Source organism: Stenotrophomonas sp. P5_A9 (genome assembly GCF_056400525.1).
Genome location: NZ_JBFULC010000024.1, coordinates 13,347 through 35,825, shown reverse-complemented (window position 1 = coordinate 35,825; position 22,479 = coordinate 13,347). Strand labels below are relative to the sequence as shown.

Sequence of the window (22,479 nt, the reverse complement as noted above, 5' to 3'; positions counted from 1 at the left end):
CGGTCGTGACGGGTGACGGGCGGCGCCGCACCTGTTAACTTGCGCGCCAGTTTTTTAGTTTACAGCCTCCCCATGCCCTTGCAGTCGTATCGTCCTACCCGTTGCCCGATCTCCCTGGCGGTCGCCCTCGCGCTGTCGGCCAGCGCCCATGCCGCCCCGCAGGCGACCACCCTGGACGCCGTCAACGTCACTGCCGCCAGCGAGACCGAGCAGGTCCGCGCGGCGCTCAAGCGCGTGCCCGGTGCCGGCAACGTGGTGGACCTGACCAACGCCGACCGTCGCCTGGCCACCAGCGCCGATGTGCTGGCCTACCAGCCCGGCATCAGCGCGCAATCACCCGGCAACGAAGGCGCCAAGGTGTCCATCCGTGGCTCGGGCATCAACCGTGGGCCGGGCGCGCATGCGTCGGGCATTTCGGTGTCGCTGGATGGACTGCCGCTGACCGGCCCTGGCGGCACGCCGTACGAGCTGCTGGAACCGCTGTGGCTGAGCCGTGTAGAGGTGCTGCGTGGCGCCAACGGTTTCGAGCGCGGTGCGCTGGCACTGGGCGGTGCGATCAACTACATCAGCCGCAGCGGCCGCGATTCGGCCGGGCTGGAGCTGCAGTACGAAGCCGGCAGCCGTGGCTACCAGAAGCGCAGCGTCGGCTACGGCGGCGTGAGCGGCGATGTCGACTACTACCTCGCCTACACCGATACCGAGTTCGACGGCTACCAGCGCCATGCCAGCGGCGACGGCAAGGGTGCGATGGCCAACCTTGGCTGGCAGATCACCCCGCAGCTGGAAACCCGCTTCTTCGTGCGCTACCGCGAGACCAATCACGAAACGCCCGGGCGCCTGACCCGCGACCAGATACGCAACGACCCGCGCGCGGCCAATCCGGCCAACCTGGCCATCGATGCACGCCGTCCGCAGCCGGGCAGCACCTGGATCGGCAACATGACCACCTGGCAGATCGATGAGGCGTCCTCGCTGCAGGCCGGGCTGGTCTACCACACCTACCCGATGGACTTGAACGAGAGCCTGTACCGGCAGCAGCTGGACTACAGCAACCTCAACGCGACGCTCGACTACCGCCACCGGCATGTACTGTTCGGCCGCGACAGCGTGACCACGCTCGGCCTGCGCGTCACCCACGACCTCGATGCAGACGTGCGCGAGACCCTGCGCTTTGCCAGCAACGGCTATGCCGCCGGCACCCACACGCGCGACTTTTCGCACCACGGCACCGACAGCACGCTTCACGTCGGCAACGATCTGGCGCTCACCGATGCCCTGCACCTGCAGACCGGGCTGGCGCTGATCAACACCCGCCGCGATGTGCAGGTCACCTGGCCGGCCACCCCCGAACGCCTTCGCGAGCAGCAGTGGGATTACGCGCCGCGCCTGGGCTTCACCTGGCAACAGACGCCGCAGGTGCAGTGGCTCGGCAACCTGAGCCGCTCGGTGGAGCCGGCGCACCCGTGGTCGATGATCTGGGGCTCGAACCAGTACTTCGGCGCCGGCAACGGTGCCTCCACCGGTCGCCAGCGCGCGCCCGTGCAGCTGGACAACCAGACCGCGACCACGCTGGAGCTGGGTGCACGGGGCGACAGCGCGCTCGGCCGCTGGGAGCTGACCGGCTATTACGCGCGGGTACTGCACGAGCTGCTCACCGTGGAGGTGATGCCGGTACCGAACCTGTTCGTGGCCGAAAACAACGCCAGTCCCACCACACACCGTGGCCTGGAAGCCGGGCTGGACAGCACGCTGTGGGAAGGCCGCGATGGCCGCCTGTCGCTGCGCCAGACGTACACCTTCAGTGACTTCCGCTACCGGCATGACGCCCTGTTCGGCAACAATCGACTACCGGGCTTGCCGCGCCACTACTACCAGGCCGAGCTGCGCTACGACCACCCGACCGGCTTCTACGCCGCGCTCAACACCGAGTACGCCTCGACGATGTTCGTGGACTACGCCAACAGTTTCCGCGCCGACAGCCACGCGATCTTCGGCAGCCGCATCGGGTTCGACGCACCCAACGGGCGCTGGCAGGCGTGGGCGGAGCTGCGCAACATCGGCGACCGCCACTACGCGGCCACGGTGACGCCCGGCTACAACGATGCCGGCAAGGACGTGGCCCGCTCGACGCCCGGTGAAGGGCGCGGCGTGTATGCAGGGCTGCGCTGGCGCTTTGAGTGAGCTGAGCGGCCGGCGTGCAGCGGCCCTGCCGCTGCCGTCGGTGGCGGCGACCCAGTAGAAATACTGAGCCAAACGCGGGCGATTGCCGTGGCACAAGCGTGACGCCAGTCAGATCGCGCTGGCCTGCGCGAACAGTGCCATGTACATCGCCACCACCGCGATGCTGCCCGCGACCAGCATCGAAGCCAGGCCGACCACGCCGGCCAGCCAGCGGCCGTGCACACCGCCGAAGCGCCAGACCAGCAACACCACCAATGGCCCCAACCACGCCAGCGGGTAGCCCGCGGCGAATGCACTGGTGAGCGATGGCAGCGGCATGCCCTGCGCCTGCAGGGGTGCCAGCAACCGTGGCAGGATCACCGCGCCCATCAGGGTAGTGAGCAGCGCGGTCACCCCGCTGGTGGCCAGCCCTACCACCAGTGCGCCCACGCCAACGGCGCGATAGGCGGTCAAAGTCGTCAACCCAGGCATGGTCATCGATCCCGTAAGGTCTGCAGCACATCCATCAAGGTGTTGGCGTGCGGCGCGATTTCCTGCGCGACCCAGCCAAGCGCGGCGAAAAACAGCAGCACGCCGAGCAGCGGCCAGAAGGTGTGGGCAAGACACAACCGCCACCAGCCCTGCGCCTGCATGCCCTGCATGCGCCGGTACAGGCCGCCGGCGATGGCCGCGTCGACCAGCAGTTCGGCCATGAGGATCGGCGCTGACCAGATCACCCAGCTGGCCGCGACCAGGGCTGCAGCCACCACCGTCACGACACCTAGAAGCGCGAGGATCGGCAGGCCTGCTTCGCCATCGGCAAGGTCCAGCACTGCGCCATCGCTGGCGCTGCTGGACGTGCTCGCCCCCGCCGCTTCGCCCCACGAGGCAGAGGCACCGCCGCCACCGGAGCGGCCGCCGCTGCCGAACCAGTCCGGTCCCGCGCCGGGCTTGGGCGAACCACCCACCGCGCCGGCATCGGGGATCACCGCATCGGCAGCCACATCGCCGCGCCAGCGCAACCATGCCCACATCAGCAGAAGAAAGATGGCATACGCCAGCAGCACCGCCAGCGGATAGCGCAGCAGCATCGTATCGATACCGCCCATCCGCAGCAGGTGCGAGGCCAGCAGCCCGGCCACAGCGGTGACCAGCACGATGGCCGCCATCTGCAGGCGCGGCCAGCCGCCGCGTTGGAGCTGCTGGCGGGCACGCGCGATTTCGCTGCCACGGGTCAACGGCAGCAGCAGCGGTCGGCTGGGCCGTGGCACGCGCCGCTTCACGCATCCGCCTGCTTGGTCACCGCTTCGACGCGATGGCCATCGGGATCGATCACGAAGGCGGCGTAATAGTGGGCGCCATAGTCCGGGCGCACTCCAGCCGCACCGTTGTCCTGGCCGCCGGCAAGCAGCGCGGCGTGATGGAAGGCCTCGACCGCGGCGCGCGTGGTCGCACTGAACGCAAGATGGAAACCCGGTCCAGGCGCGGCCGCACCGTCGTGCAGCTTCAGGCACAACAGGTCCTCATCATCGACCAGCCCATACCCGATCGCGGTGTCGTCTTCGAACACACGGCGATAGCCCAGTGCGCCCAGCACGGCATCGTAGAACGCGCCGGCCACGGCCAGGTCACGGACCCCAAGTGAAAGATGATGCAGCATGCGGACGTCCTTGCCGTGGGATGCGGAGTGCGGGCAGGTTAGGAAGTTACGGTGGCGAGTGCAATGCGCACAGCGCCAGCAACTGCGCAGCCACCCGATCAAACGGCCCGATGTCCTGCATCGCCCGGCACATCGCCACCGCGCCTTCCACGGCGGCGATGATCATGGTCGCCTGCATGGCTGCTTGCGCGGGGGCGTGGCCGGCTTCGGTCAGTGCGCTGCCAAGCCGCTGTTCCCAGCGTGCAAATACCGCCGCCGCCGCGCCCCGTGCCTGGCTCGGCACGGCTTCCACCGGCGCTTCCACCGACGCGGCCAGCACCGGGCAGCCGGCATCGAAGTTGCTGCGCAGCAGGCGCTCGCGCCACAGCTGCAGGAACTGCGCGATACCCGCAGCAGCGCCCTCCTGCAGCAGCGTCTCCAGCAGGGCATCCACCGTGTCACCGGCCAACGTGGTGGCGCGCGCCAGCAGTTCCTGCTTGCCACCGGGGAAGTGATGGTAGGTCGAGCCGAGTGGCGCGTCGGCGGCCTTGGTCACCTCGCGGATGCTGGTGGCGTTGAGCCCCACCCGCGCGAGCATTTCCGCTGCGGCGGCGACCACGCGTTGCGGTGCATCGCTGGGACGTGGACTCATGGCGCCGATCCTTGCTAAGACAGTCGTCATAGCCTAGCGTATCCGCCCTATTACAGTCGTCATAGTCAGCATGAATCTCTGGTTCCGCCTGCTCCATCTGCTGCTGTGCAGCCTCTTCCGCCCAAAACTGGCCGTACCGTTCGGGGTGTCGCGGGTGGCCTTCCGGGTATTGCCCAACGACCTGGACAGCAACCTGCACATGACCAATGGGCGCTACTGGAACATCTTCGACCTGGGCCGCCTCGACCTGATCCTGCGCATGGGCCTGGGGCGGGTGGCGCTGCGTGAGAAGTGGGCACCGATCGTCGGCGCCGGCACGATCCAGTTCCGCCGCGAGCTCAAGCCATTCCAGCGCTTCACCTTGGAAACGCGACTGGTCGGCTGGGTCGGCACGCGGGTGATCATGGAGCAGCGGGTGTTGCTGGGCGAAGAGAAAATCGCCACCCGCGCGCTACTGGTCACCGGCATCTATGATCGGCGCCAGCGCCGCTTCGTGGACATGCCACGGATGATGCAGTCCATCGGTGCCGAGGATGTGCCCTCGCCTGCATTGAGCAAGGCGGCCGAGGCGTTGCTGGCTGCCGATGCGGCGTTGAAGCAGGACGAGGGCTGAGCAGGCCCACGGCCGACCGCAGCGGGCGGCGACGCCGAGCAGGCGGCTTCCGCGCCGTCGTGAAAGCGCGCTGACGCCGCCGCTACCGCGTCATCATCGCGCTGCGCGCAGCGCCTGGGCAATCGCCGCTTCGGCCAGCGGTGCCATCCGCGCATACCCCGCCGCTGTCGGGTGCACGCCGTCGTCGGCCAAGGCCTTGTCCAGGCCACCCTCGTGGTTGGCCAGCGGCGTGTAGTAATCCAGGTAGACCAGCTTCTGCTGCCCTGCATAGCGCTTCAGCGCGGCGTTGAGCGCACGCACCTTCGGCGCCGGCTGCACGCCCGGCTGCCACGGGTACTCGCTGACCGGCAGCACCGAGGACAGCACCACGGCGATGCCGTGCGCCTTGGCCAGCTCCACCATCGAGTGCAGGTTGTCTTCGATCATCGCCTGGCTGGCCGGCCCGGTGTTGCCGGCGATGTCGTTGGTGCCGGCCAGGATCACCACCACCGCCGGTTGCAGCGCGATCACGTCCTGGCGGAAGCGCAGCAGCATCTGTGCGGTGGTCTGCCCACTGATGCCCCGGTTGACGTAGCCCTTGCCGGCAAAGAACGTCGCGCTGCCGGTACGGCCCCAGCCTTCGGTGATGGAATCGCCGAAGAACACCACGCGTCGCTGGCCCGGCACGGCGACGGGCAACGCGGCATTCTCGGCGCGATAGCGCTGCAACTGCGGCCAGTCGAGCAGGCGCTGCTGCATGCCGCGCACCTCTTCCGCGCTGAGGGCATCAAAAGGCTTCACCAGCAGCGGATTGATCGCTGGCGATTGCGCCCCTGCCGCCGGGGACAGCAGGGACAGCGCAGCAGCCAGGATGACGGCGTGCAACGTGGACGGCATGGTCTGTTCTCCCATGGTGGCCGTGATGAGGCTAGCACGCAGCGCCAGCGGCGGTGTGGGCGTCAGACCCGCCAATCCAGTATCTGCGCCGGTGACTGCAAGGCATCCTCGATGCGGCGTAGACAGCCGGCCTTCGGGCTCACCAGGTACCACCGCGCGCTGTTGCGCAGCAACGGCAGGTCGGCGTGGTGGTCGGTATAGGCCATCGCCCACGGTGGCGGATAACCGCGCGCGGCCAGCATCGGAATCTTGTTGGCCCCCAGGCAGTGCTGGTCGCTCACCCAGCCCCCCCATGCCGGGCGCAGCGTGGACGCCACCAGTGGCACATCGCCCAGGCCGCCGCGCGCCAACAGCGCGCGCGCCAGCGGTTCCCAGCAGCCGGTGGCGATCACCACGCGTGCGCCATCGGCCTGATGTTGGCGAAGGTGCGCCACCGCGGCGTCGATGAACAGCACTTCGTCGCCATCGAACACGGCTTCGGCATGTGACGCTGCGAGCGCCTCCAGCGCGTGTCGACTACGGCCAAAGGTCGCCAGCCAGACGCCAAACCTCGTCGGCAGCCGCCGCGTGTGGGAGGCCAGCAGCAATGGTCCCAGCACCGGCAATGCGAGCAACAGAATCGACAACCGCCATGGCGCGCGCCGCAGCAAGCCCTTGAAGAAACGCGACGCGGTTTCCCACCGGGTCAAGGTCAGGTCGAAATCGAAGACCACCACGTCGGCGTCGTTCGCGTCAGGCATCCGCTTCATTCCGTAATGCGGGGAAGCGTCGATCATAAGCGCGGGCGAGGGTCGCGCCTATCCCGCTTTGCGCGGCACAGCACGCGTGCCGCGTTACGTGGCAGACTTCGGCGCGACTCCCAACACCACGACAAGGACCGTCATGATCGTTCCCGAGTACTGGGCCGAAGCCCGGCGCGAAGTCCGGCACAACCGCAAGCCGCTGATCGTGCGCCGCTTCGGCTGGTCCGACGACAGCGTGGCGGCCGCGCAGGTGCACGCCGATGCGCGCGTGCAGGAGGCGCTACACGCCATCGCCGCTGGCCAGCCGCTGCCGCGGCAGGAGCGCCGTACCAACTATGGCGTGGAAGGCGTGCCGATCCGCGAGCAGATCGTCGAACGCCACAGGGATGTCGTCATTACCCGCAACAGTTACGGCGCGCTGTGCCTGAATACCCCTGACGTGCTTTTTGCCGATATCGACCACCGCCCTGCGCCATCCGGTTGCGTCATTCCCACCCTGCTGGCGTGCGTATTGTGGGCAGGGGTGGCCATCGCCGCCGGCAACGTATGGAACTGGGTGGCCGGTGTGACCGCAGCCAGCGCGGCGCTCATCGCGGTCAACGCCGTGGTACTGGCCGTCAAGAACGCCGATCATCGCGATGCACAACTGGAGACACGCGCACTGGCCCGTGTCGAACAGTTCATCGGGCAGCACCCCGACTGGCACCTGCGCGCCTACCGTACCCCGGCGGGCCTGCGCCTGCTGGCCATGCACGCCACCTTCTCGGCCCATGACCCTGTCGTCCAGCGCCTGTTCGATGCCCTGCAGACCGACGCGCTCTACGCGCGCATGTGCCGGCTGCAGCATTGCTTCCGTGCGCGGCTGACACCCAAGCCGTGGCGGGTGGGGATGCGTCGGCGCATTCGCCCACCGGTCGCGGCGTGGTCAGCCGAACAGGCGTTGCTGCCCGGCCGCCTGCAGTGGATAGCCGACTACGCGCACAAGGCGCAGGGCCACGCGGCATGCCGTTTCCTGCGTGCCTATGGCGACGAACGCCGGGTGGATGCCAAGGCCGAAGCGGTGCGGGTGCTGCACGATCGTATTGCACGCGCCTACGAAGCACTGCCGCTTGCTTGAGCCGCTGCATTCGGCTGGCGTGGCCGCTGCACGATGCGAAACGGCCGCCCTTTGCGGGGCGGCCGATTCATTGCAACCAAAGCAGTCACCCCGCGGTCGACGTCAGCGGGCGTTCTTCACGTAGGTGTCGAACCAGTTGAGCATTTCGTACACCAACTGCTCGTTGGATTCCAGCGCGGTGTACCAGTGCGGCTCGTTGGGCAGCATCACCAGGCGCGTGGTGCCGCCGTTGCCGCGGATGGCCTGGTAGAGCTTGCGCGACTGGAAGGGTTCGGTGCCCGGGTTGGCGTCGTCCTCGCCGTGGACCAACAGCAGGGGCAGCTTGATCTTGTCGGCATAGAAGAACGGCGACGCCTTCAGATACACGTCCTGCGCTTGCCATACCGAGCGACGCTCGTTCTGGAAGCCGAACGGGGTGAACGTCTTGTTGTACGAGCCACTGGTGGCCACGCCCGCCTTGAACAGGGTGGTGTGCGCGATCAGGTTGGCGGTCATCAGGCCACCATGGCTGTGCCCGGTGACGCCGATCCGGTTGCGATCCACCACGCCCAGGTCCACGGCCTTGTCCACCGCCGCTTTGGCATCGGCCTCCAGCTGTTCCAGATAGGTGTCGTAGGCGTTCTTGGGATCGCCCACGATCGGGAACGAGGCGTTGTCGATGATCGCGTAGCCGGCCAGCAGCATCAGCCGGTACGGGGCCAGACGGGTGAAGGTCTGCTGCGACCCGGACACCTGCCCGGCCTGCGCGGCGTTGGCGAAGTCGGCCGGATAGGCGTACAGGATTGCCGGTACGCGCTGGCCTTCCTTGTAGCCCGGCGGGGTGTACAGGGTGAAGGACAGGTCCACGCCGTCGGCACGCTTGTAGGTCACCAGCCGCTTCTGGATCTGTCGCACTTCCGGGGTCGGGTCGGTGAGCCGGGTCAGCGCGGTGGCGGTGGAGGCGAACTGCGCCTCGCCCTCCTTGACCGACGCTGCACGCTCGCCCTGCTGGCGCACGAAGGCGTTCGGCGGGTCCATCACCGACTGGTGCCAGGTCAGGTAGCGGCCGGGCGTGGCGGTCAGGCCCAGCACCTGCTCGTAGGCGTCGGCGTCGCTGCGGAACAGGCGCTCGGTCTTGAGCGAGCCCAGGTCCAGGCGATCCAGGAACGGCCGGTCGCCCTGCGGCGAGGCACCCTGCCCGCGCAGGAACACGAACGCACCGTCCTGGCGGACCACCGACGCCCCGTTGGGCAGGCGCTTGAACACCAGGTTGCCCGGGTCGGCGTACTGCTCATCGCTGGACAGATCCCACAGCAGGCGGCCTTCCTTCTTCGGCTGGTCCACATCCACGATGCGGGTCTGCCGCCAATGCCGGTTCTCGTCGTTYTCGAACAGGAACGACACCGCCGGATCGGCGCTCCAGGCGATGCCTTCAAAGCGCTGCGCGGTACGGGCGATTTCCTGCGGCTTGCCGGTGAAGGGCGCCTTCAGCGCCAGCACGCGATCGCGATGCGGCACGGTCACCTTCCAGTCGCCCTTGTCCAGCGCCTCGGCGTAGACCAGCGTGGCCGGATCGGTGGAGCGCCAGTCGAACTCGCGCGGGCCTTCCGGCACGCCATGCACCGGCACGCGGTCGGCCAGCGGCAGGCTGGCGATCGGGCTGCTGCGGCCGGTGCCCAGATCGAGTACGGCCACGTCATTGGCAAAGCGCTGGTAAGTCACTGCGTGCGAGAACGGCGCCTTCAACGTTTCGGTCAACACGTGCACGCCATCGGGGGCGGCATTGACCCCGTCGTACAGGGCCGGCGCGCCGACATTGCGTACGTTGCCGGCGGCCACGTCCACCACCGCCAGCTGCGATGCACCGTAATAGGCGAACAGCTGCTCATCGTGCGCGCTGGTCAGCGTATCGCGCGCTTCATAGGTGCTGCTCTCGCCGCTGCTGCCCAGCGACTCCTGCACGTCCGGACCGCCCGCACCGTTGCCGCTGGACGGCGCTGGTCCCTGGTTGGGTGGCACCAGCTTCACCAGCAACTTCTGCCCACCGCCCAGCCACTGCACCGTCCCGCCGAAGATCGGATTGAGCTGTACGTTGGGAATCTGCTTGACCTGGCCGGTCACCGCATCGCCCACCCACAGTTGCACCGCGGTATCGACCGCGTTCTGGAACGCGAAATGCCGGCCGTCGGCCGACCATTGCGCTGCACCCGCGCAGCCCTGCGGCAGCGCCACCTTGGTGTGCTTGGCGGTGCCCACATCGACCAGGGTGAAATCGGCCACGCACGCCGGAATGCCATAGCCGCCCTGGGTGTCGTGGCGGCTGCGGTTCTTCGGCTCCAGGCGCACGCCGGCCAGCTTGAGGTAGGGCTGGGCCACGCGCTCGATCGACGGATAGGTCTGCGCGGTGGTCAGCAGCAGGCGCTGGCCGCTGGGGTCCAGGCTGGGCACGGGCGGCGGCGGTGCCTTGAGCACCTTGAGCAGGTGTTCGGGCGGCTTGTCATAGCCGGCGAAGGCCGGCGCGGCAGCCAGCAGGCCGAGCGTGGCGACGGCGACAGCCGCAGCCAGCGAGGTACGACGGATCAGCATCCCTATCCCCTTACAGTGGTCATGAGGGCCCGTACGCGGGCATGACCCGAATCTAGCACCGCTTGGACCGATCCGAATGGGCCGAAAGGGCCAACCGCCCGACGCCGCAAAGGCTCTCCCTCGACGGCGTCGGGGACCCCTGGCCCGTCACTGCCGCGCGTGCAGGTCCCAGGTCACCACATAATCCGGATCAACCACCGTGGCGCCGGTGGAAAGCATCCGGTATTCGCCCGGCTCGGCGGCCATGTAGTTGTCCAGCATCGGCGGCAGATAGCGCTCGTGCCCGTCGACATCGTCGGCCAGCACCACGCCTTCGTCGAAACTGATCCGCAGCACCCTTCCGGCATATTGCTGCAGATCCTGCACCTGGCCATCGCCCCCATAACGGGTAACCCCGACCAGTACCACCTTGCCGATCATCTGCTCGGCCTTGGGGCCATCCAAGGGCGGCATTGCGTGAGTCGCTGTGTCGTTCATGCGTGCACCTCCGCGATGTTCAAGGACATCCTAGACCAGATGCGCGCTCTATTTCGCACGGGCGTTTCGGCTTAACCTGCGCTTCACCTGGCCGGTCCTACGGTCAGCGTTCATCACGCAAGGATCGCTCATGTTGGGGTACGCATTTGCACGACCGTGGACCATCGCCCTTTGCGCGGCCTCGCTGTGCGCATGTGCACATGCAACGACGCCTTCGCCGACTACTCAAGGACCCGCCACCATGGCACCCACCGCCTCTGACGCCGCCGCGCCGGCCACCTTCACCGCCAAACAGCTGTTGCTGGGCTTGTTGGACCTGATCAAGGCCACGCGTTCGGCCAGCGAACTTACAGTAGAGGGTGTGTCGGCGGCGATGAAGCAGCCTGCGCAGACCTTTGGGCCGGGGCACTTTGGGTATGGCGGCACCCTGACACCGGAATGGGGGTACGGGCTTGAGGTGAAAAAAGCGGGCAGTGCGCGGACACGACTGGACCTCGACTTCATTGACACCACATCGAATCAATCCGCGGCGGCATCGGGCATATGCCAGATCGACTTTGATCGGTTCGCATCTGACCTCCAAGCCCAGGGCTTCGTACGCGAGACTGTACGCGGCGAGCACGGCAGAGTTGCCTACGAGCAGTTTCAGCGCGACAGCATGAGCGTCATCGTGGACAGGATCGGAGAGGCGTCGACCTCGCCCCAGGAAATCGCACATGCCTGCGTTCGGCATGTGACCGTGGATTAAGAGGCGCAGTCCTGCAATCTCGCGATGCAGGCCAGTGCAACGGATAATCATGCCCTATCAAAGAGACCGGGCACACCTCAGCTTATGGGTCGTAGACTCGGCGAAGACACCGCGCCGTGGCCACAGGAACGGAAGGAAGTATCTTTACCGCGAGCTTGGTCGGAAATCAACTTGACCGATTCAAACGGTCAGCAGGGAAAGTCAATGTCGAAATTCCTTTCATCAAGACTACTCATCACCGCTATCCTAGCCACCTCGCTCTGCGCGTGCGCAAGCGCAAGAAGCACGAAGGAAATCAAGGAAATTGCCATGACATCTGCAGGAGTCTCCACTACCACTCCGAAACCCTTTACTGCCGAGAGCTTGCTGAGAAGCATCCTCAGGTTGGTCAAGGGCGTTTCGTCGGTAGGGGACATCTCAGTTGATGATCTCGCTGCTGCAGTAGAGGCGCCGGCAACGTCTTTCGGAGCTGAGAAGTTCGGCTACAGTGGCGACATCACCGCACAATGGGGTTTTGCGCTCGTCCTAAGGAACGCAGGCAATCCACATGCTCGGCTGGACCTTGAATTTCTTGATGGCAGCCCACGTAGAGACACGCCCGCGATGGATATCTGCAGCCTTGACTTTGAACACGTAGCATCGGAACTGGACGCTGCGGGCTTCAAGCGTGAACAGGTCTATGGTGAGCACGGAAGAGTAATGTACGATCGATTTTATCGGCCCGGTATATCCGTCGAAGTTGATTCGACGGGGGGAAGCGCAACGCCTTCTTCCAACGGTCATCGATCCTGCGTTCTCGCACTCAGGGTTAAGTAAGGAGGCGCCCGCATGGTCACACTAAGCGCGGAGACGGAAGCACTACTGTCTGAATTTAGCCGCACTCCAAGCGTGACACCCGAACAGGTGTCCAATCTACGTAGCGTGATTGAAGGCTCGCCTCAGCTTGCACCCCAGGTCGATGCAGCAATCGGAGCGGGACATCTCCAGCACTTCGCCCTGCTACCTTCAACTGTCAGTGCCGGCGGCACGTACGATGGTCGCACCAAGACCATCAACCTTCCCGCTGCTACTTTAGCTGCGCCAGATGGAGAAAGGCCGCATGACGCCGCCGAACTGACCTTTGTGCTTGGCCATGAGATCCAGCATGGCTTCAATCACGCAGCCACCACGCAGGCATATGCTCAGTTTGAAAGGGAGCTTGGATCCGCACGCTCCACCGATCATGACTACACCAGGGCAATCGGAAACATCATCGCGACCAATCGCCGCGACGAGGCGGAAGCCAACATTGCCGGCTGGAACGCGCTGGTCGGAAAGATCCGGCAGGAGAATCCCGACGCGACTCTGGAGGATGTCTACCTCTCCAATGGCCGAGCGAAGGACGTCATCAAGTTGCATCAACCAGGCCTGACGTACGAAGCGCGGAGCAATCTCGCTCTTAACCAGGACCTGACCATCACTCCCTCCCCAGCAAATATTGAAGGGATGGCGGAGAACTACTTCGACAAGCCAGGGGATCTAGCGCGTCTTGGACACGGGCGTAACTCCGATTACACGAACTACTACGGCGCCTACGCTGTCGGTCGCGCCAGCCAGTACGAAGCGCTAAGTCCCGCCCCGGATGGGCGTGTGCGCATGACAATCAACATGCAGCAGCTCGGCCTGCAGGAAAGCCTGCTGGAACAGAATGGGATCACGCTGGGTGCGGGAACGCCGRCGCCCCAGCCCTACTACGACAGCAGCACCACGCCGCCGACGCTGCAGCATTTCGACCATACCGCCAGTACGCATGCCCATGTGCCCAGTGCCGCCCGGGAGTTCGCCGGGCTGCCCATCCGGGCGCATGACATGCCACTGTCGAGTGCGGCCGACCGCGCCCTTCACGAGCAGATTCGCGACAAGGTGGCCGCCCTCGATGCCGCCAACGGGCGTAGCTTCGACGCGACCAGCGAACGCTTGAGTGCCAGCCTGCTGGTGGTCGCCAGGGAGAACGGTTTGGACCGCGTGGACCACGTGGTGCTCAGCCGACAGACCGCCGACGCGGCCGCAGCACAGAACATCTTCGTGGTGAAGGGAGCGCTGGACGATCCGGCCGCGCTACGGGCGTCCACCGATACGGCCGAGGCCGCCCAGCGGCCGGTAGCGGAAAGCATGCAGCAGCTGCGGAACACCCATCAGCGCGCCGCGGAAAGCGCGGCACAGGAACAGACCCAGCAGCGAACCCAAGAGCAGCAGCGCGGGATGCTGTCGCACTAGCTGGCCGAGGACAACGATTGCAGGCAGGACTACTCCGGCGATCGCGGGCTGGTCGCAAAGGTATGCAAGGTGTCGCCCTGTAACATGAAAGCCAGTTGCAACGTCATCGGGTGCGTGGCGGTACCGCCTCTGGCCTGGGGATCGTCCGCTACGCATTCGGTGAGGTGTGAGGCAACAGCGGTCTTCTCGCACTGAAGCATCAAATGTGGCGCGGCCGCGAACGCTTTCACCGCAGCACGGGATTTGCCCTGCAATGCAGCATCATCCACCTGCGCCTGCCAGTACGCCTCGCGCTTGCGCAAATTGGTGCCACCGGCCACATCGTCGAACTGACCGGTTGCCCACAGCATCAGCGCACCGATGACCGTCAGTGCCAGATACGCAAATCCCTTTCCCATCCTTTCGCCCCGTGGCCGTGTGGCCATGTGGCCATGTGGCCATGTGGCCGGCAAGATCGCATGCCGGCCACGGCTTGCCAATACGCCCGAAACGGGGGCCGTCAGGTCGCCACGGCTGAGCAAGCCATCACTCCCTGACGCGATCGAAATGTGCCGTACGCAGCACCGGCTGACCGTCCCGGAAATAGGCCTCGGTTTCAGTCAGGACCTTGCCGTCGGCGCTGACGGTGTACACGCGGGTGGAGCGCGGAATGTTCTGGTAGATGAACTGCACCACCAGCACCCCGGGGGCCGGCATCTTTCCCGCCACGCGGTCCACCGCATAAGTGCCGGTGGCCGGGGCCGGCGTGCCGTCCAGCGCCATGGTCGAGCTGGCCTCCAGTCGGTTGCCGCTGTGCTCGACGATGGCGACACGCGAGGACCATTTGCCGCCGGGCACTTCCGCGAACTCCAGGCTGACGCTCTGCGGGCGGGCATCCGCCGGCATCGGCAACGTTGCTACATCCAGCGTCCAGCGCCCTGCCAGGGGTGAACCCGCCCGGGGCGCGGCAGATGTCGAGGGTGCCTGCAGCAGCACCAGTGCGAGCGATGCGGCGATGATCCTCTTCATATGACCTCTGTCGCGAGCCGGGTTGACCCCTGCCTTCTAGACCCCACCAGGGGGCAGGTCAAGACGCGCCGCACGATTCCCGCCGCCGCAAAGTCCGGCAAGCAGCCGCTTGCGGTACCCTTTCTTCCTTTCCTGCTGGATATGCCCCGTGCGAACCGTGCACGCCCTGCGCTACATCACCCCACTCCGCGAAGGCGGCTCCCTGCCCGCCGTTGTCGAGACCGACGACGAGGGCATGGTGGTGCTCAAGTTCCGTGGCGCTGGGCAAGGTCCCAAGGCGCTGATCGCCGAGCTGATCGCCGGGGAGATGGCACGCAGCGTGGGGCTGCCGATCCCGGAGATCGTGTTCGTCGAGCTGGACCGCGAGTTTGCCCGCACCGAGCCGGATCCGGAGATCCAGGACCTGATCCGCGCCAGCGAGGGCCTCAACCTGGGCAGCGACTACCTGCCCGGCGCGATCAACTACGATCCGGCCGCGATGCCGCTGGACGCCGACCTGGCCTCGCGCATCGTATGGTTCGATGCCCTCACCAGCAACGTGGACCGCACCGCGCGCAACCCGAACCTGATGGTCTGGCACCGCAAGCTGTATCTGATCGACCACGGTGCGGCGATGTACTTCCATCACGACTGGGCCACTGCCGGCGATGCCTGCGAGAAGCCCTTCGTGCTGATCCGCGACCACGTGCTGCTGCCGTTCGCGACGAAGATCGCCGAGGTGGATGCCACGCTCGCCGCCTTGCTGCCCGATGCGGAGATCGAGCGCATCGTCGCGCTGGTGCCGGACAGCTGGCTGGTGGATGAGCCGTTGTTCGACAGCCCGGCGGCGTATCGCCAGGCCTACATCACCTATCTCAAGCGCCGCCTGCAGGTGCGTGCCGTCTTCGTCCAGGAGGCCGTCCGTGCCCACGCTGCACACCTATGACTATGCGGTGATCCGCGTGGTGCCCCGCGTCGAACGCGAGGAGTTCATCAACGTCGGAGTCATCGTGTCGTGCCCCGGGGCGAAGCATCTTGAGGCCGCGATCGAGATTGATCCGGCACGCCTGCACGCCTTTGCGCCGGCGCTGGATCTGGACGCGCTGCAGCCGTGGCTGGATGCGATCGTGGCGATCTGCCGGGGCGATGTCGGTGCCGGCCCGATCGCACAGCTGCCGGCGCGTGCGCGCTTCCACTTCCTCACCGCCAAGCGCAGCTCGGTGGTGCAGATGTCCAGCACGCACGTGGGCCGCACCGCGGACCCGCCTGGCGTGGTGGAGCACCTGCTCAACCGGATGGTGCGGGTGCCGCGCTAGCTGGATATCAGGGGCTTTTCCTTGTGACGCCCACGCGGATGTCGAAGCGGGGAATCTGCGTCCACTGCTCGCGCGGATAATGCAACGATTCCACGCCCATCCCGATTTCATAGGCCACGCTGCCCGTCCCTGCGCGCCAGACGTAAGGCGCGCCACTGCTCCAGCCGCAGCACAGATAGCTCAGCGCGGGCATGCCGAAGGTCTGCTGCAGGTAGGTTTCAACCTCCGCCGCGGACGCGCCGCTGACCCGGTAGTGGGCCGTCATCGGCTGCAGGTAGGACGCGTCGTCCTGGTCGCAGCCGAGATACTCGACGGTGTCGGGCTTGCGTCCGATGGTCTGCAGAAAATCCTGGCAGACCGCATCGGGTCGCGCCAGGCCCTCGAGGCGGCCGTTCGCTTCCCAGTCGGCCAATGCCTCGGCCGACGTCCGAGCGCTGGCGGCGGCGTCAACGGTGAGTGCCAGCACGCACCACAGGGATCCCAGTAGACAACGCGCGGCGCTGGTCGTGCTCATGGTCGTTGGCGATAGCGTGAAGTGACCGCATCGTAATCGATACGGTCACTCCTGCCCTTATCACTTACTTCGGCAACGCGTAGGCAATCACGTAATCGCCCGCCGGGGTTTCCATGAAGTGATGCCCGCCAGCCATGATCACCACGTACTGGCGTCCGCCGAATGYGTAGATCATCGGGTTGGCCTGGCCGCCGGCCGGCAGCTTGGCGTGCCACAGTTCCTTGCCGGTCTTCAGGTCGATGGCGCGCAGCAGGTCATCGGTGGCCGCCGCGATGAAGATCAGGCCGCTGGCGGTGACCACCGAACCGCCGTTGTTGGGCGTGCCGATCTCGATCGGCAGACCGGAACGGATGCCGAACGGCCCGTTGCCGCGCGCGCTGCCGAACGGTCGGTCCCACAGGGTCTTGCCGGTGCGCAGGTCGACCGCGCGGATGCCACCGTAGGGCGGCTGCTTGCAGAGCAGTTTGGTGAACGGCAGGCGCCAACCGGCGTTGACGTCGATGGCATACGGCGTGCCGATCTGCGGATCGCCCGCGCCTTCGGCACCGCCCTTGTCGGCGCGCACATCCTCGCGCGGCACCCAGCCCAGCTTGTCGGCCTTGGCGCGGGGCACCAGCAGGTTGTAGTTGGGCATGTCGTTGTAATTGGCCACGATCACCCCGCGTCGCGGATCGACCGCGACGCTGCCCCAGTCCGACCCCCCGTTGTAGCCGGGGTATTCGATGGAATGACGATCGGCTTCCGGCGGGGTATAGAACCCCTGGTAGCTGGCCTTGCGGAACTGGATGCGGCACACCAGCTGGTCGATCGGGGTGATACCCCACATGTCACGCTCGGTAAGGTCCGGCTTGCGCAGCGTGTGGTACAGCGAGAACAGCTGGGTCGGCGAGCGCTGGTCGGGTTCGACGCCGCCGGTGGGCACCTTGCGCTCCTCGGCCGGGGTCAGCAGCTGGCCGGTGCGGCGGTCGAGCACGTACATGTCGCCCTGCTTGGTCGGCAGCAGCAGCGCGGGCACCTTGCCGGCGGCGGTCGGGTAATCGATCAGGGTTGCCTGCGAGCCCATGTCGTAGTCCCACACGTCCTTGCGCACGGCCTGGAAATGCCAGACCGGCTTGCCGGTGTTGACGTCGATGGCCACCAGCGAGGTGGCGTACTTGTTCTGGTTTTCGGTGCGCGAGCCACTCCAGTAATCGCCGGCCGAATTGCCCATCGGCAGGTAGACCAGGCCAAGCTGGTCATCGCCGGTGGCGGTGGTCCACATGTTCGGCGTACCGCGCGTGTAGGTCTTGCCCTGCGCGGGCAGGCCGGTCAGTTCCGGCTGGTCCATGTCCCACGCCCAGCGCAGCTTGCCGGTGACGGCGTCATAGGCCTGGATCACGCCGGACGGCGCATCGCGACGCTGGCCATCGAGCACCTGGTGGCCGGTGACGATCACGCCCTGCACGATTGCCGGCGGTGAGGTGATGGACACATAGCCGGCCGGGCTGTCGCCCATGCCCAGGGTGATGTCGACCTGGCCGTTGTTGCCGAAGCCGGCGCATGGCTTGCCGGTGGCGGCATCCACCGCGATCAGGCGGCCATCGAGGGTGCCTTCGATGATGCGCGCCGAGCAGGCACCGCGCGGCAATTGGGTAAGCACCGGTACGCCTGGTGCGGCATTGGCCAGGTCGGCGGCGACGTCGGCATCGGCGCTGGCCTGTGCGGTGGCCGGCACCTCGTAGTACGACACGCCACGGCACGCGGCCGTGTACGGAATCGACTTGTCTTTGATCTTCGGGTCGAAGCGCCAGCGCTCGGTGCCGTCGGCGGCATTGAGCGCCACCAGCTGGTTGCGCGCGGTGCACAGGTACAGGCTGTCACCGACCTTGAGCGGCGTGGTCTCCGCGCCCCAGCGCTTTTCGGGCAGGTCGCCGGTGCGGAACAGCCAGGCCTGCTCGAGCTTGCCTACGTTGTCCGGGGTGATCTGCTGCAGCGGCGAGAACCGGGTGGCGGCGTTGTTGCGACCGTACGCCGCCCAGTCGCCGTCAGCCGGCTTGTCGGCCGGTTGCAGTGGCGCATCAGATGTGGGCGCCAGCCCGGTGCTGGTCATCGCATCGGGGAAGTCGCCCTCGGCGGCGGTGATGCCGTGGGGCACGAAGGCCAGCACGAACGCCGCCACGAACACCACCGCCAGCACACCGGCGAGGCTGCGCGACAGTTTGCGCGATACCGGGCGGTCCAGCGTGGGCAGCAGCAGCGACAGCACGAAACCGATGCCGACGATCAGGCCCAGCCGCGGCACCCAGCGCCAGTAATCRCCGCCGGATTCCCACCATGTCCACAGCAGCGTACCTAGGAAGACCAGGCCGAACCACAGCGCGCCGGCACGCCGATTGCCCCACAGCAGCACGCCGGACACCAGCAGCCCGATACCGGCCAGCACGTAGTACCAGGAGCCGCCGAGGCCGGCCAGCCACGCGCCCAGACCGCCCAGCACCAGGCCAAGCAGGACCAGCACGATCGACAGGAGAGTGATCAGTCCGTGGCGCGTGCGCCGGACAGTGGCGGTCGGTTCGGGGGGTGTGACGGCGGAGGCGGACATCGTGGTCTCCAATCAAGGCGGCCGGGACGGGGCCCGGCCATTGGTGGAATGCCATCGCGGACGCAGTTGTCCGCTGGTTCGGGAGCCGTTATCCCACCGTCGCCGTGAAGTGCATGCGTTCTTTCAGCAGGCCGCCATGATCGGCAACCTGCGGGCCACAACCGCCGCACATGACGACGCCGGCACAAGGCCGGCGTCGTCGTGGCACTGCGCTGTTGGCGAAGATCAGCCCTGCGGCGTCTCGTCGCTGGTCGGCGCTGCGGTATCCGGCGCGACGTCGGCCACGGCCGCCACCCCATCCACCACCGCCTCGTCGTCTTCGATCGAGGCATCCATGCGTTCGACCGCCTGGAGCTTCTCGTCCTTGGACAGACGGATCAGGGTCACGCCCTGGGTGTTACGGCCCACGCGGCTGATTTCCGAACCACGGGTACGCACCAGGGTGCCGCCGTCGGAGATCAACAGCACTTCGTCGGCCGCGCCCATCAGCACCGCGCTGACCAGCTTGCCGTTGCGCTCGGTGGTCTGGATGCCGATCACGCCCTGCGTGCCACGGCCCTTGCGCGGGTAATCCGGCAGCGGGGTGCGCTTGCCGTAGCCGTTTTCGGTGGCGGTGAGGATGTACAGCACGCTGTCGTCATCGGCACCGTTCTCGATCACGGCGTCGCCGTTTTCGATCACGACGTCTTCGACGTTGCCGTCATCCTCGGTCTCGTCCTCGTTGCCGCCGGCACTCTCGGCCACGATCAGGCTGACCACTTCCTCGCCCTTGGCCATCTTGATGCCGCGCACGCCGGTGGCGGTACGGCCCATCGAGCGGACCTTGTCCTCGGCAAAGCGCACGGTCTTGCCGTTGGAGGCGAACAGCAGGATGTCGCGGTCGCCATCGGTCATGCCAACGCCGACCAGCGCATCGCCTTCGTCCAGGTTGATCGCGATCTTGCCGCGCGCCAGGCGGAAGGCGAACTCGCTGAGCGGGGTCTTCTTGACCGTGCCGTTGCGGGTAGCGAAGAACACGAACTGGCGTTCGGCGTACTCGCGCACCGGCAGCACTGCCTGCACCCGCTCACCGGGTTCCAGCGGAATCCAGTTGATGATCGGACGGCCACGCGCGTTGGAACCGGCTTCGGGCAACTGATGGACCGGCAGCCAGAACACCTTGCCGGCGCTGGTGAAGGTCAGCAGGGTGTCGTGGGTGTTGACCAGCCACAACTGCTCGATGAAATCCTCTTCCTTGGTCGACGCCGCGCTGCGGCCACGGCCACCGCGACGCTGTGCGCGGTAGGCACTGACCGGCTGGCGCTTGACGTAGCCGGCATGCGACAGCGTGACCACCACGTCTTCCGGGGCGATCAGGTCGAGGATGTCCAGGTCTTCTTCGCTGTGGCGGATTTCGGTGCGGCGCTCGTCGCCGAACTCGGTCCGCACGTTGATCAGCTCTTCGCGGATCACCTGCAGCAGGCGATCCGGATCTTCCAGGATGTGAATCAGCCCGGCGATGGTTTCCAGCAGCAGCTTGTACTCATCGGTCAGGCGCTCCTGCTCCAGCCCGGTGAGGCGGTGCAGGCGCATTTCCAGGATCTGGGTGGCCTGGATTTCGGTCAGCCGGTAGCCGCCTTCGATCAGGCCCACGCCCTTGGGCAGGTCATCCGGACGCGAGGCTTCGGCACCGGCGGCACCGAGCATCGACCCGACCAGGCCCGGTTCCCACAGACGGGCGAGCATGCGTTCGCGCGCCTCGGTGGGGTTGGGCGAGGTCTTGATCAGTTCGATCATCTCGTCGATGTTGGCCAGCGCGACGGTCAGGCCTTCCAGCACGTGCGCACGGGCACGCGCCTTGCGCAGCTCGAACACGGTGCGCCGGGTAACCACTTCGCGGCGGTGGCGAACGAACGCCTCGAGCATCTGCTTGAGGTTCATCAACTGCGGGCGGCCATCGACCAGCGCCACCATGTTGATGCCGAACACCGACTCCATCTGGGTCTGCTGGTAGAGGTTGTTCAACACAACTTCCGCCGACTCGCCGCGCTTGATCTCGATGAAGATGCGCATGCCGTCCTTGTCGGACTCATCGCGCAGCTCGCTGATGCCTTCGAGCTTCTTTTCCTTGACCAGCTCGGCGATCTTCTCGATCAACCGGGCCTTGTTCACCTGGTACGGGATCTCGGTGACGATGATCGATTCGCGGCCGTTGTCGGCCACTTCGACCTCGGCCTTGGCGCGGATGCGCACCCGGCCACGCCCGGTCCGGTAACCGGCCACGATGCCGGCGGTCCCGTTGATGATGCCCGCGGTCGGGAAGTCCGGGCCCGGGATGTACTCCATCAGGCCGTCGACGTCGATCTCGGGGTTGTCGATCAGCGCGATGCAGGCGTTGATCGACTCGGTCAGGTTGTGCGGCGGGATGTTGGTGGCCATGCCCACCGCGATACCGGCCGAACCGTTGACCAGCAGGTTCGGGAACCGGGTCGGCATGACCGTCGGCTCCAGTTCCTTTTCGTCGTAGTTGGGCTGGAAATCGACGGTTTCCTTGTCCAGGTCGGCCATCAGCTCATGGGTGAGCCGCGACATGCGCGCTTCGGTGTATCGCATCGCAGCGGCGGAGTCGCCGTCGACCGAACCGAAGTTACCCTGGCCATCGACCAGCATGTAGCGCAGCGAGAACGGCTGCGCCAGGCGCACCAGGGTGTCATACACCGACTGGTCGCCATGCGGGTGGTACTTACCGATGACGTCACCGACGATACGCGCCGACTTGAAGTAAGGCTTGTTGGCGTGCGCGTTGAGTTCACTCATCGCAAACAGCACGCGACGATGCACCGGCTTGAGGCCATCGCGCGCATCCGGGAGTGCGCGGCCCACGATCACGCTCATCGCGTAGTCGAGGTAACTCTTGCGCATCTCGTCTTCCAGGTTGACCTGGATGATTTCCTTGGCGGTTTCTGCCATTCGGGTTCCGTTGTCTGGGTGCGGTCCAGTCCGCCGCGCCAGCCCTTTCGGGGCGGCCGCGTCGGAATCTCGATTAACCGTTGGATTCTACCACAACGGRCCGTTTTCCGCCGGCTTTTGCGGGGGTTTTACCGGCAAGAATCAGGAACTTACGCGGGCGTTGCGCGGTTCTGGGCACCCGGGGAGGAAGCCGCCCTTCCGGACCGCGCACCGTTCGGGGTGTGCGTGGAGCCGGCCAGCGGCCGGCACTACCGGGAATGGGCCAGCAATTGGCSCYGGCCGGCGG

The 22,479-nt window shown here is 66.4% G+C and carries 21 protein-coding genes; 8 read left to right on the top strand and 13 right to left on the bottom strand.

What is annotated here, in order from left to right; all coding sequences use genetic code 11:
• Positions 1 to 72: 72 nt before the first annotated feature.
• Positions 73 to 2,181, top strand: coding sequence for a TonB-dependent receptor family protein (locus tag AC1DR7_RS09675; protein WP_457319622.1), 2,109 nt, complete (start codon positions 73 to 75; stop codon positions 2,179 to 2,181).
• Between the two features lie 108 nt (positions 2,182 to 2,289).
• Here AC1DR7_RS09675 and AC1DR7_RS09670 read toward each other — a convergent pair whose 3' ends face one another.
• From AC1DR7_RS09670 to AC1DR7_RS09655, 4 genes are read right to left on the bottom strand one after another with little or no spacing between them, the layout of a single operon-like run.
• A complete protein-coding gene (locus AC1DR7_RS09670) occupies positions 2,290 to 2,652 on the bottom strand; it encodes a hypothetical protein (protein WP_256774509.1) in 363 nt (120 codons plus the stop codon).
• Positions 2,653 to 2,654: 2 nt separating this feature from the next.
• Positions 2,655 to 3,443, bottom strand: coding sequence for a hypothetical protein (locus tag AC1DR7_RS09665; protein ID WP_256774510.1), 789 nt, complete (start codon positions 3,441 to 3,443; stop codon positions 2,655 to 2,657).
• A complete protein-coding gene (locus AC1DR7_RS09660; protein WP_478051738.1) occupies positions 3,440 to 3,820 on the bottom strand; it encodes a VOC family protein in 381 nt (126 codons plus the stop codon). Before AC1DR7_RS09660 ends, AC1DR7_RS09665 begins: the two co-directional genes overlap by 4 nt.
• Before the next feature lie 46 nt (positions 3,821 to 3,866).
• Positions 3,867 to 4,451: a TetR/AcrR family transcriptional regulator gene (locus AC1DR7_RS09655; protein WP_457319620.1), complete on the bottom strand. Its 585-nt coding sequence runs from the start codon at positions 4,449 to 4,451 to the stop codon at positions 3,867 to 3,869.
• Positions 4,452 to 4,521: 70 nt separating this feature from the next.
• Here AC1DR7_RS09655 and AC1DR7_RS09650 point away from each other — a divergent pair, with 70 nt between their 5' ends.
• The gene (locus AC1DR7_RS09650) at positions 4,522 to 5,064 is read left to right on the top strand and encodes a thioesterase family protein (RefSeq protein ID WP_478051737.1); all 543 of its coding nucleotides are present in this window, start codon (positions 4,522 to 4,524) and stop codon (positions 5,062 to 5,064) included.
• Positions 5,065 to 5,157: 93 nt separating this feature from the next.
• On the opposite strand, the gene AC1DR7_RS09645 is transcribed toward AC1DR7_RS09650, so the two are convergent.
• Together AC1DR7_RS09645 and AC1DR7_RS09640 are read right to left on the bottom strand one after the other, a co-directional pair.
• On the bottom strand, positions 5,158 to 5,940 hold the full coding sequence (locus AC1DR7_RS09645; RefSeq protein WP_457319885.1) for an SGNH/GDSL hydrolase family protein: 783 nt from the start codon (positions 5,938 to 5,940) through the stop codon (positions 5,158 to 5,160).
• A gap of 62 nt (positions 5,941 to 6,002) precedes the next feature.
• Positions 6,003 to 6,680, bottom strand: coding sequence for an HAD family hydrolase (locus AC1DR7_RS09640; protein ID WP_478051735.1), 678 nt, complete (start codon positions 6,678 to 6,680; stop codon positions 6,003 to 6,005).
• A gap of 142 nt (positions 6,681 to 6,822) precedes the next feature.
• Here AC1DR7_RS09640 and AC1DR7_RS09635 point away from each other — a divergent pair, with 142 nt between their 5' ends.
• Positions 6,823 to 7,800 carry a hypothetical protein gene (locus AC1DR7_RS09635; protein ID WP_478052782.1) on the top strand — a complete coding sequence of 326 codons (978 nt, stop codon included), beginning with the start codon at positions 6,823 to 6,825 and terminating at the stop codon, positions 7,798 to 7,800.
• Positions 7,801 to 7,902: 102 nt separating this feature from the next.
• Here AC1DR7_RS09635 and AC1DR7_RS09630 read toward each other — a convergent pair whose 3' ends face one another.
• Both AC1DR7_RS09630 and AC1DR7_RS09625 read right to left on the bottom strand, forming a co-directional pair.
• Complete coding sequence (locus AC1DR7_RS09630; RefSeq protein ID WP_457319879.1) at positions 7,903 to 10,365, bottom strand: S9 family peptidase; 2,463 nt, start codon at positions 10,363 to 10,365, stop codon at positions 7,903 to 7,905.
• A gap of 147 nt (positions 10,366 to 10,512) precedes the next feature.
• On the bottom strand, positions 10,513 to 10,842 hold the full coding sequence (locus tag AC1DR7_RS09625; protein ID WP_256774518.1) for a hypothetical protein: 330 nt from the start codon (positions 10,840 to 10,842) through the stop codon (positions 10,513 to 10,515).
• Positions 10,843 to 11,083: 241 nt separating this feature from the next.
• Between AC1DR7_RS09625 and AC1DR7_RS09620 the strand changes: the two genes are divergently transcribed.
• The 3 genes from AC1DR7_RS09620 to AC1DR7_RS09610 all read left to right on the top strand — a co-directional run bounded on the left by AC1DR7_RS09620 (position 11,084) and on the right by AC1DR7_RS09610 (position 13,846).
• Positions 11,084 to 11,590 (top strand): hypothetical protein, encoded by a 507-nt coding sequence (locus AC1DR7_RS09620; protein WP_478052476.1) that lies wholly within the window; start codon positions 11,084 to 11,086, stop codon positions 11,588 to 11,590.
• Positions 11,591 to 11,761: 171 nt separating this feature from the next.
• Positions 11,762 to 12,406, top strand: a complete 645-nt coding sequence (locus AC1DR7_RS09615) for a hypothetical protein (RefSeq protein WP_457489160.1) — start codon at positions 11,762 to 11,764, stop codon at positions 12,404 to 12,406.
• Between the two features lie 72 nt (positions 12,407 to 12,478).
• Positions 12,479 to 13,846, top strand: a complete 1,368-nt coding sequence (locus AC1DR7_RS09610) for an XVIPCD domain-containing protein (RefSeq protein ID WP_478076463.1) — start codon at positions 12,479 to 12,481, stop codon at positions 13,844 to 13,846.
• 29 nt (positions 13,847 to 13,875) lie between these two features.
• Here the strand turns inward: AC1DR7_RS09610 and AC1DR7_RS09605 are convergent, their stop codons facing one another.
• Positions 13,876 to 14,244: a hypothetical protein gene (locus AC1DR7_RS09605; protein WP_457320287.1), complete on the bottom strand. Its 369-nt coding sequence runs from the start codon at positions 14,242 to 14,244 to the stop codon at positions 13,876 to 13,878.
• 127 nt (positions 14,245 to 14,371) lie between these two features.
• A complete protein-coding gene (locus AC1DR7_RS09600; protein ID WP_457320286.1) occupies positions 14,372 to 14,854 on the bottom strand; it encodes a LuxR family transcriptional regulator in 483 nt (160 codons plus the stop codon).
• Between the two features lie 148 nt (positions 14,855 to 15,002).
• Here AC1DR7_RS09600 and AC1DR7_RS09595 point away from each other — a divergent pair, with 148 nt between their 5' ends.
• Both AC1DR7_RS09595 and AC1DR7_RS09590 read left to right on the top strand, forming a co-directional pair.
• Positions 15,003 to 15,779, top strand: a complete 777-nt coding sequence (locus AC1DR7_RS09595; RefSeq protein ID WP_457320284.1) for a HipA family kinase — start codon at positions 15,003 to 15,005, stop codon at positions 15,777 to 15,779.
• Positions 15,757 to 16,149, top strand: coding sequence for a DUF3037 domain-containing protein (locus AC1DR7_RS09590; RefSeq protein WP_457320281.1), 393 nt, complete (start codon positions 15,757 to 15,759; stop codon positions 16,147 to 16,149). The genes AC1DR7_RS09595 and AC1DR7_RS09590 overlap by 23 nt, the downstream gene beginning before the upstream one ends.
• 7 nt (positions 16,150 to 16,156) lie before the next feature.
• Here AC1DR7_RS09590 and AC1DR7_RS09585 read toward each other — a convergent pair whose 3' ends face one another.
• From AC1DR7_RS09585 to gyrA, 3 genes are all read right to left on the bottom strand, one after another.
• Positions 16,157 to 16,615, bottom strand: coding sequence for a DUF4952 domain-containing protein (locus AC1DR7_RS09585; protein WP_457320279.1), 459 nt, complete (start codon positions 16,613 to 16,615; stop codon positions 16,157 to 16,159).
• A 112-nt stretch (positions 16,616 to 16,727) separates the two neighbouring features.
• Entirely contained in the window at positions 16,728 to 19,244 is a 2,517-nt protein-coding gene (locus AC1DR7_RS09580; RefSeq protein ID WP_478076462.1) for a membrane-bound PQQ-dependent dehydrogenase, glucose/quinate/shikimate family, read from the bottom strand.
• Between the two features lie 225 nt (positions 19,245 to 19,469).
• Complete coding sequence (gene gyrA, locus AC1DR7_RS09575; protein WP_478052780.1) at positions 19,470 to 22,193, bottom strand: DNA gyrase subunit A; 2,724 nt, start codon at positions 22,191 to 22,193, stop codon at positions 19,470 to 19,472.
• Between the last annotated feature and the right edge of the window lie 286 nt (positions 22,194 to 22,479).

Bases quoted from the DNA above. Each gene is read 5' to 3' on its own strand.
- AC1DR7_RS09675 (WP_457319622.1), top strand. From the start codon at position 73: ATGCCCTTGCAGTCGTATCGTCCTACCCGTTGCCCGATCTCCCTGGCG.
- AC1DR7_RS09670 (WP_256774509.1), bottom strand. From the start codon at position 2,652: ATGCCTGGGTTGACGACTTTGACCGCCTATCGCGCCGTTGGCGTGGGC.
- AC1DR7_RS09660 (WP_478051738.1), bottom strand. From the start codon at position 3,820: ATGCTGCATCATCTTTCACTTGGGGTCCGTGACCTGGCCGTGGCCGGC.
- AC1DR7_RS09655 (WP_457319620.1), bottom strand. From the start codon at position 4,451: ATGAGTCCACGTCCCAGCGATGCACCGCAACGCGTGGTCGCCGCCGCA.
- AC1DR7_RS09650 (WP_478051737.1), top strand. From the start codon at position 4,522: ATGAATCTCTGGTTCCGCCTGCTCCATCTGCTGCTGTGCAGCCTCTTC.
- AC1DR7_RS09645 (WP_457319885.1), bottom strand. From the start codon at position 5,940: ATGCCGTCCACGTTGCACGCCGTCATCCTGGCTGCTGCGCTGTCCCTG.
- AC1DR7_RS09640 (WP_478051735.1), bottom strand. From the start codon at position 6,680: ATGCCTGACGCGAACGACGCCGACGTGGTGGTCTTCGATTTCGACCTG.
- AC1DR7_RS09635 (WP_478052782.1), top strand. From the start codon at position 6,823: ATGATCGTTCCCGAGTACTGGGCCGAAGCCCGGCGCGAAGTCCGGCAC.
- AC1DR7_RS09625 (WP_256774518.1), bottom strand. From the start codon at position 10,842: ATGAACGACACAGCGACTCACGCAATGCCGCCCTTGGATGGCCCCAAG.
- AC1DR7_RS09620 (WP_478052476.1), top strand. From the start codon at position 11,084: ATGGCACCCACCGCCTCTGACGCCGCCGCGCCGGCCACCTTCACCGCC.
- AC1DR7_RS09605 (WP_457320287.1), bottom strand. From the start codon at position 14,244: ATGGGAAAGGGATTTGCGTATCTGGCACTGACGGTCATCGGTGCGCTG.
- AC1DR7_RS09600 (WP_457320286.1), bottom strand. From the start codon at position 14,854: ATGAAGAGGATCATCGCCGCATCGCTCGCACTGGTGCTGCTGCAGGCA.
- gyrA (WP_478052780.1), bottom strand. From the start codon at position 22,193: ATGGCAGAAACCGCCAAGGAAATCATCCAGGTCAACCTGGAAGACGAG.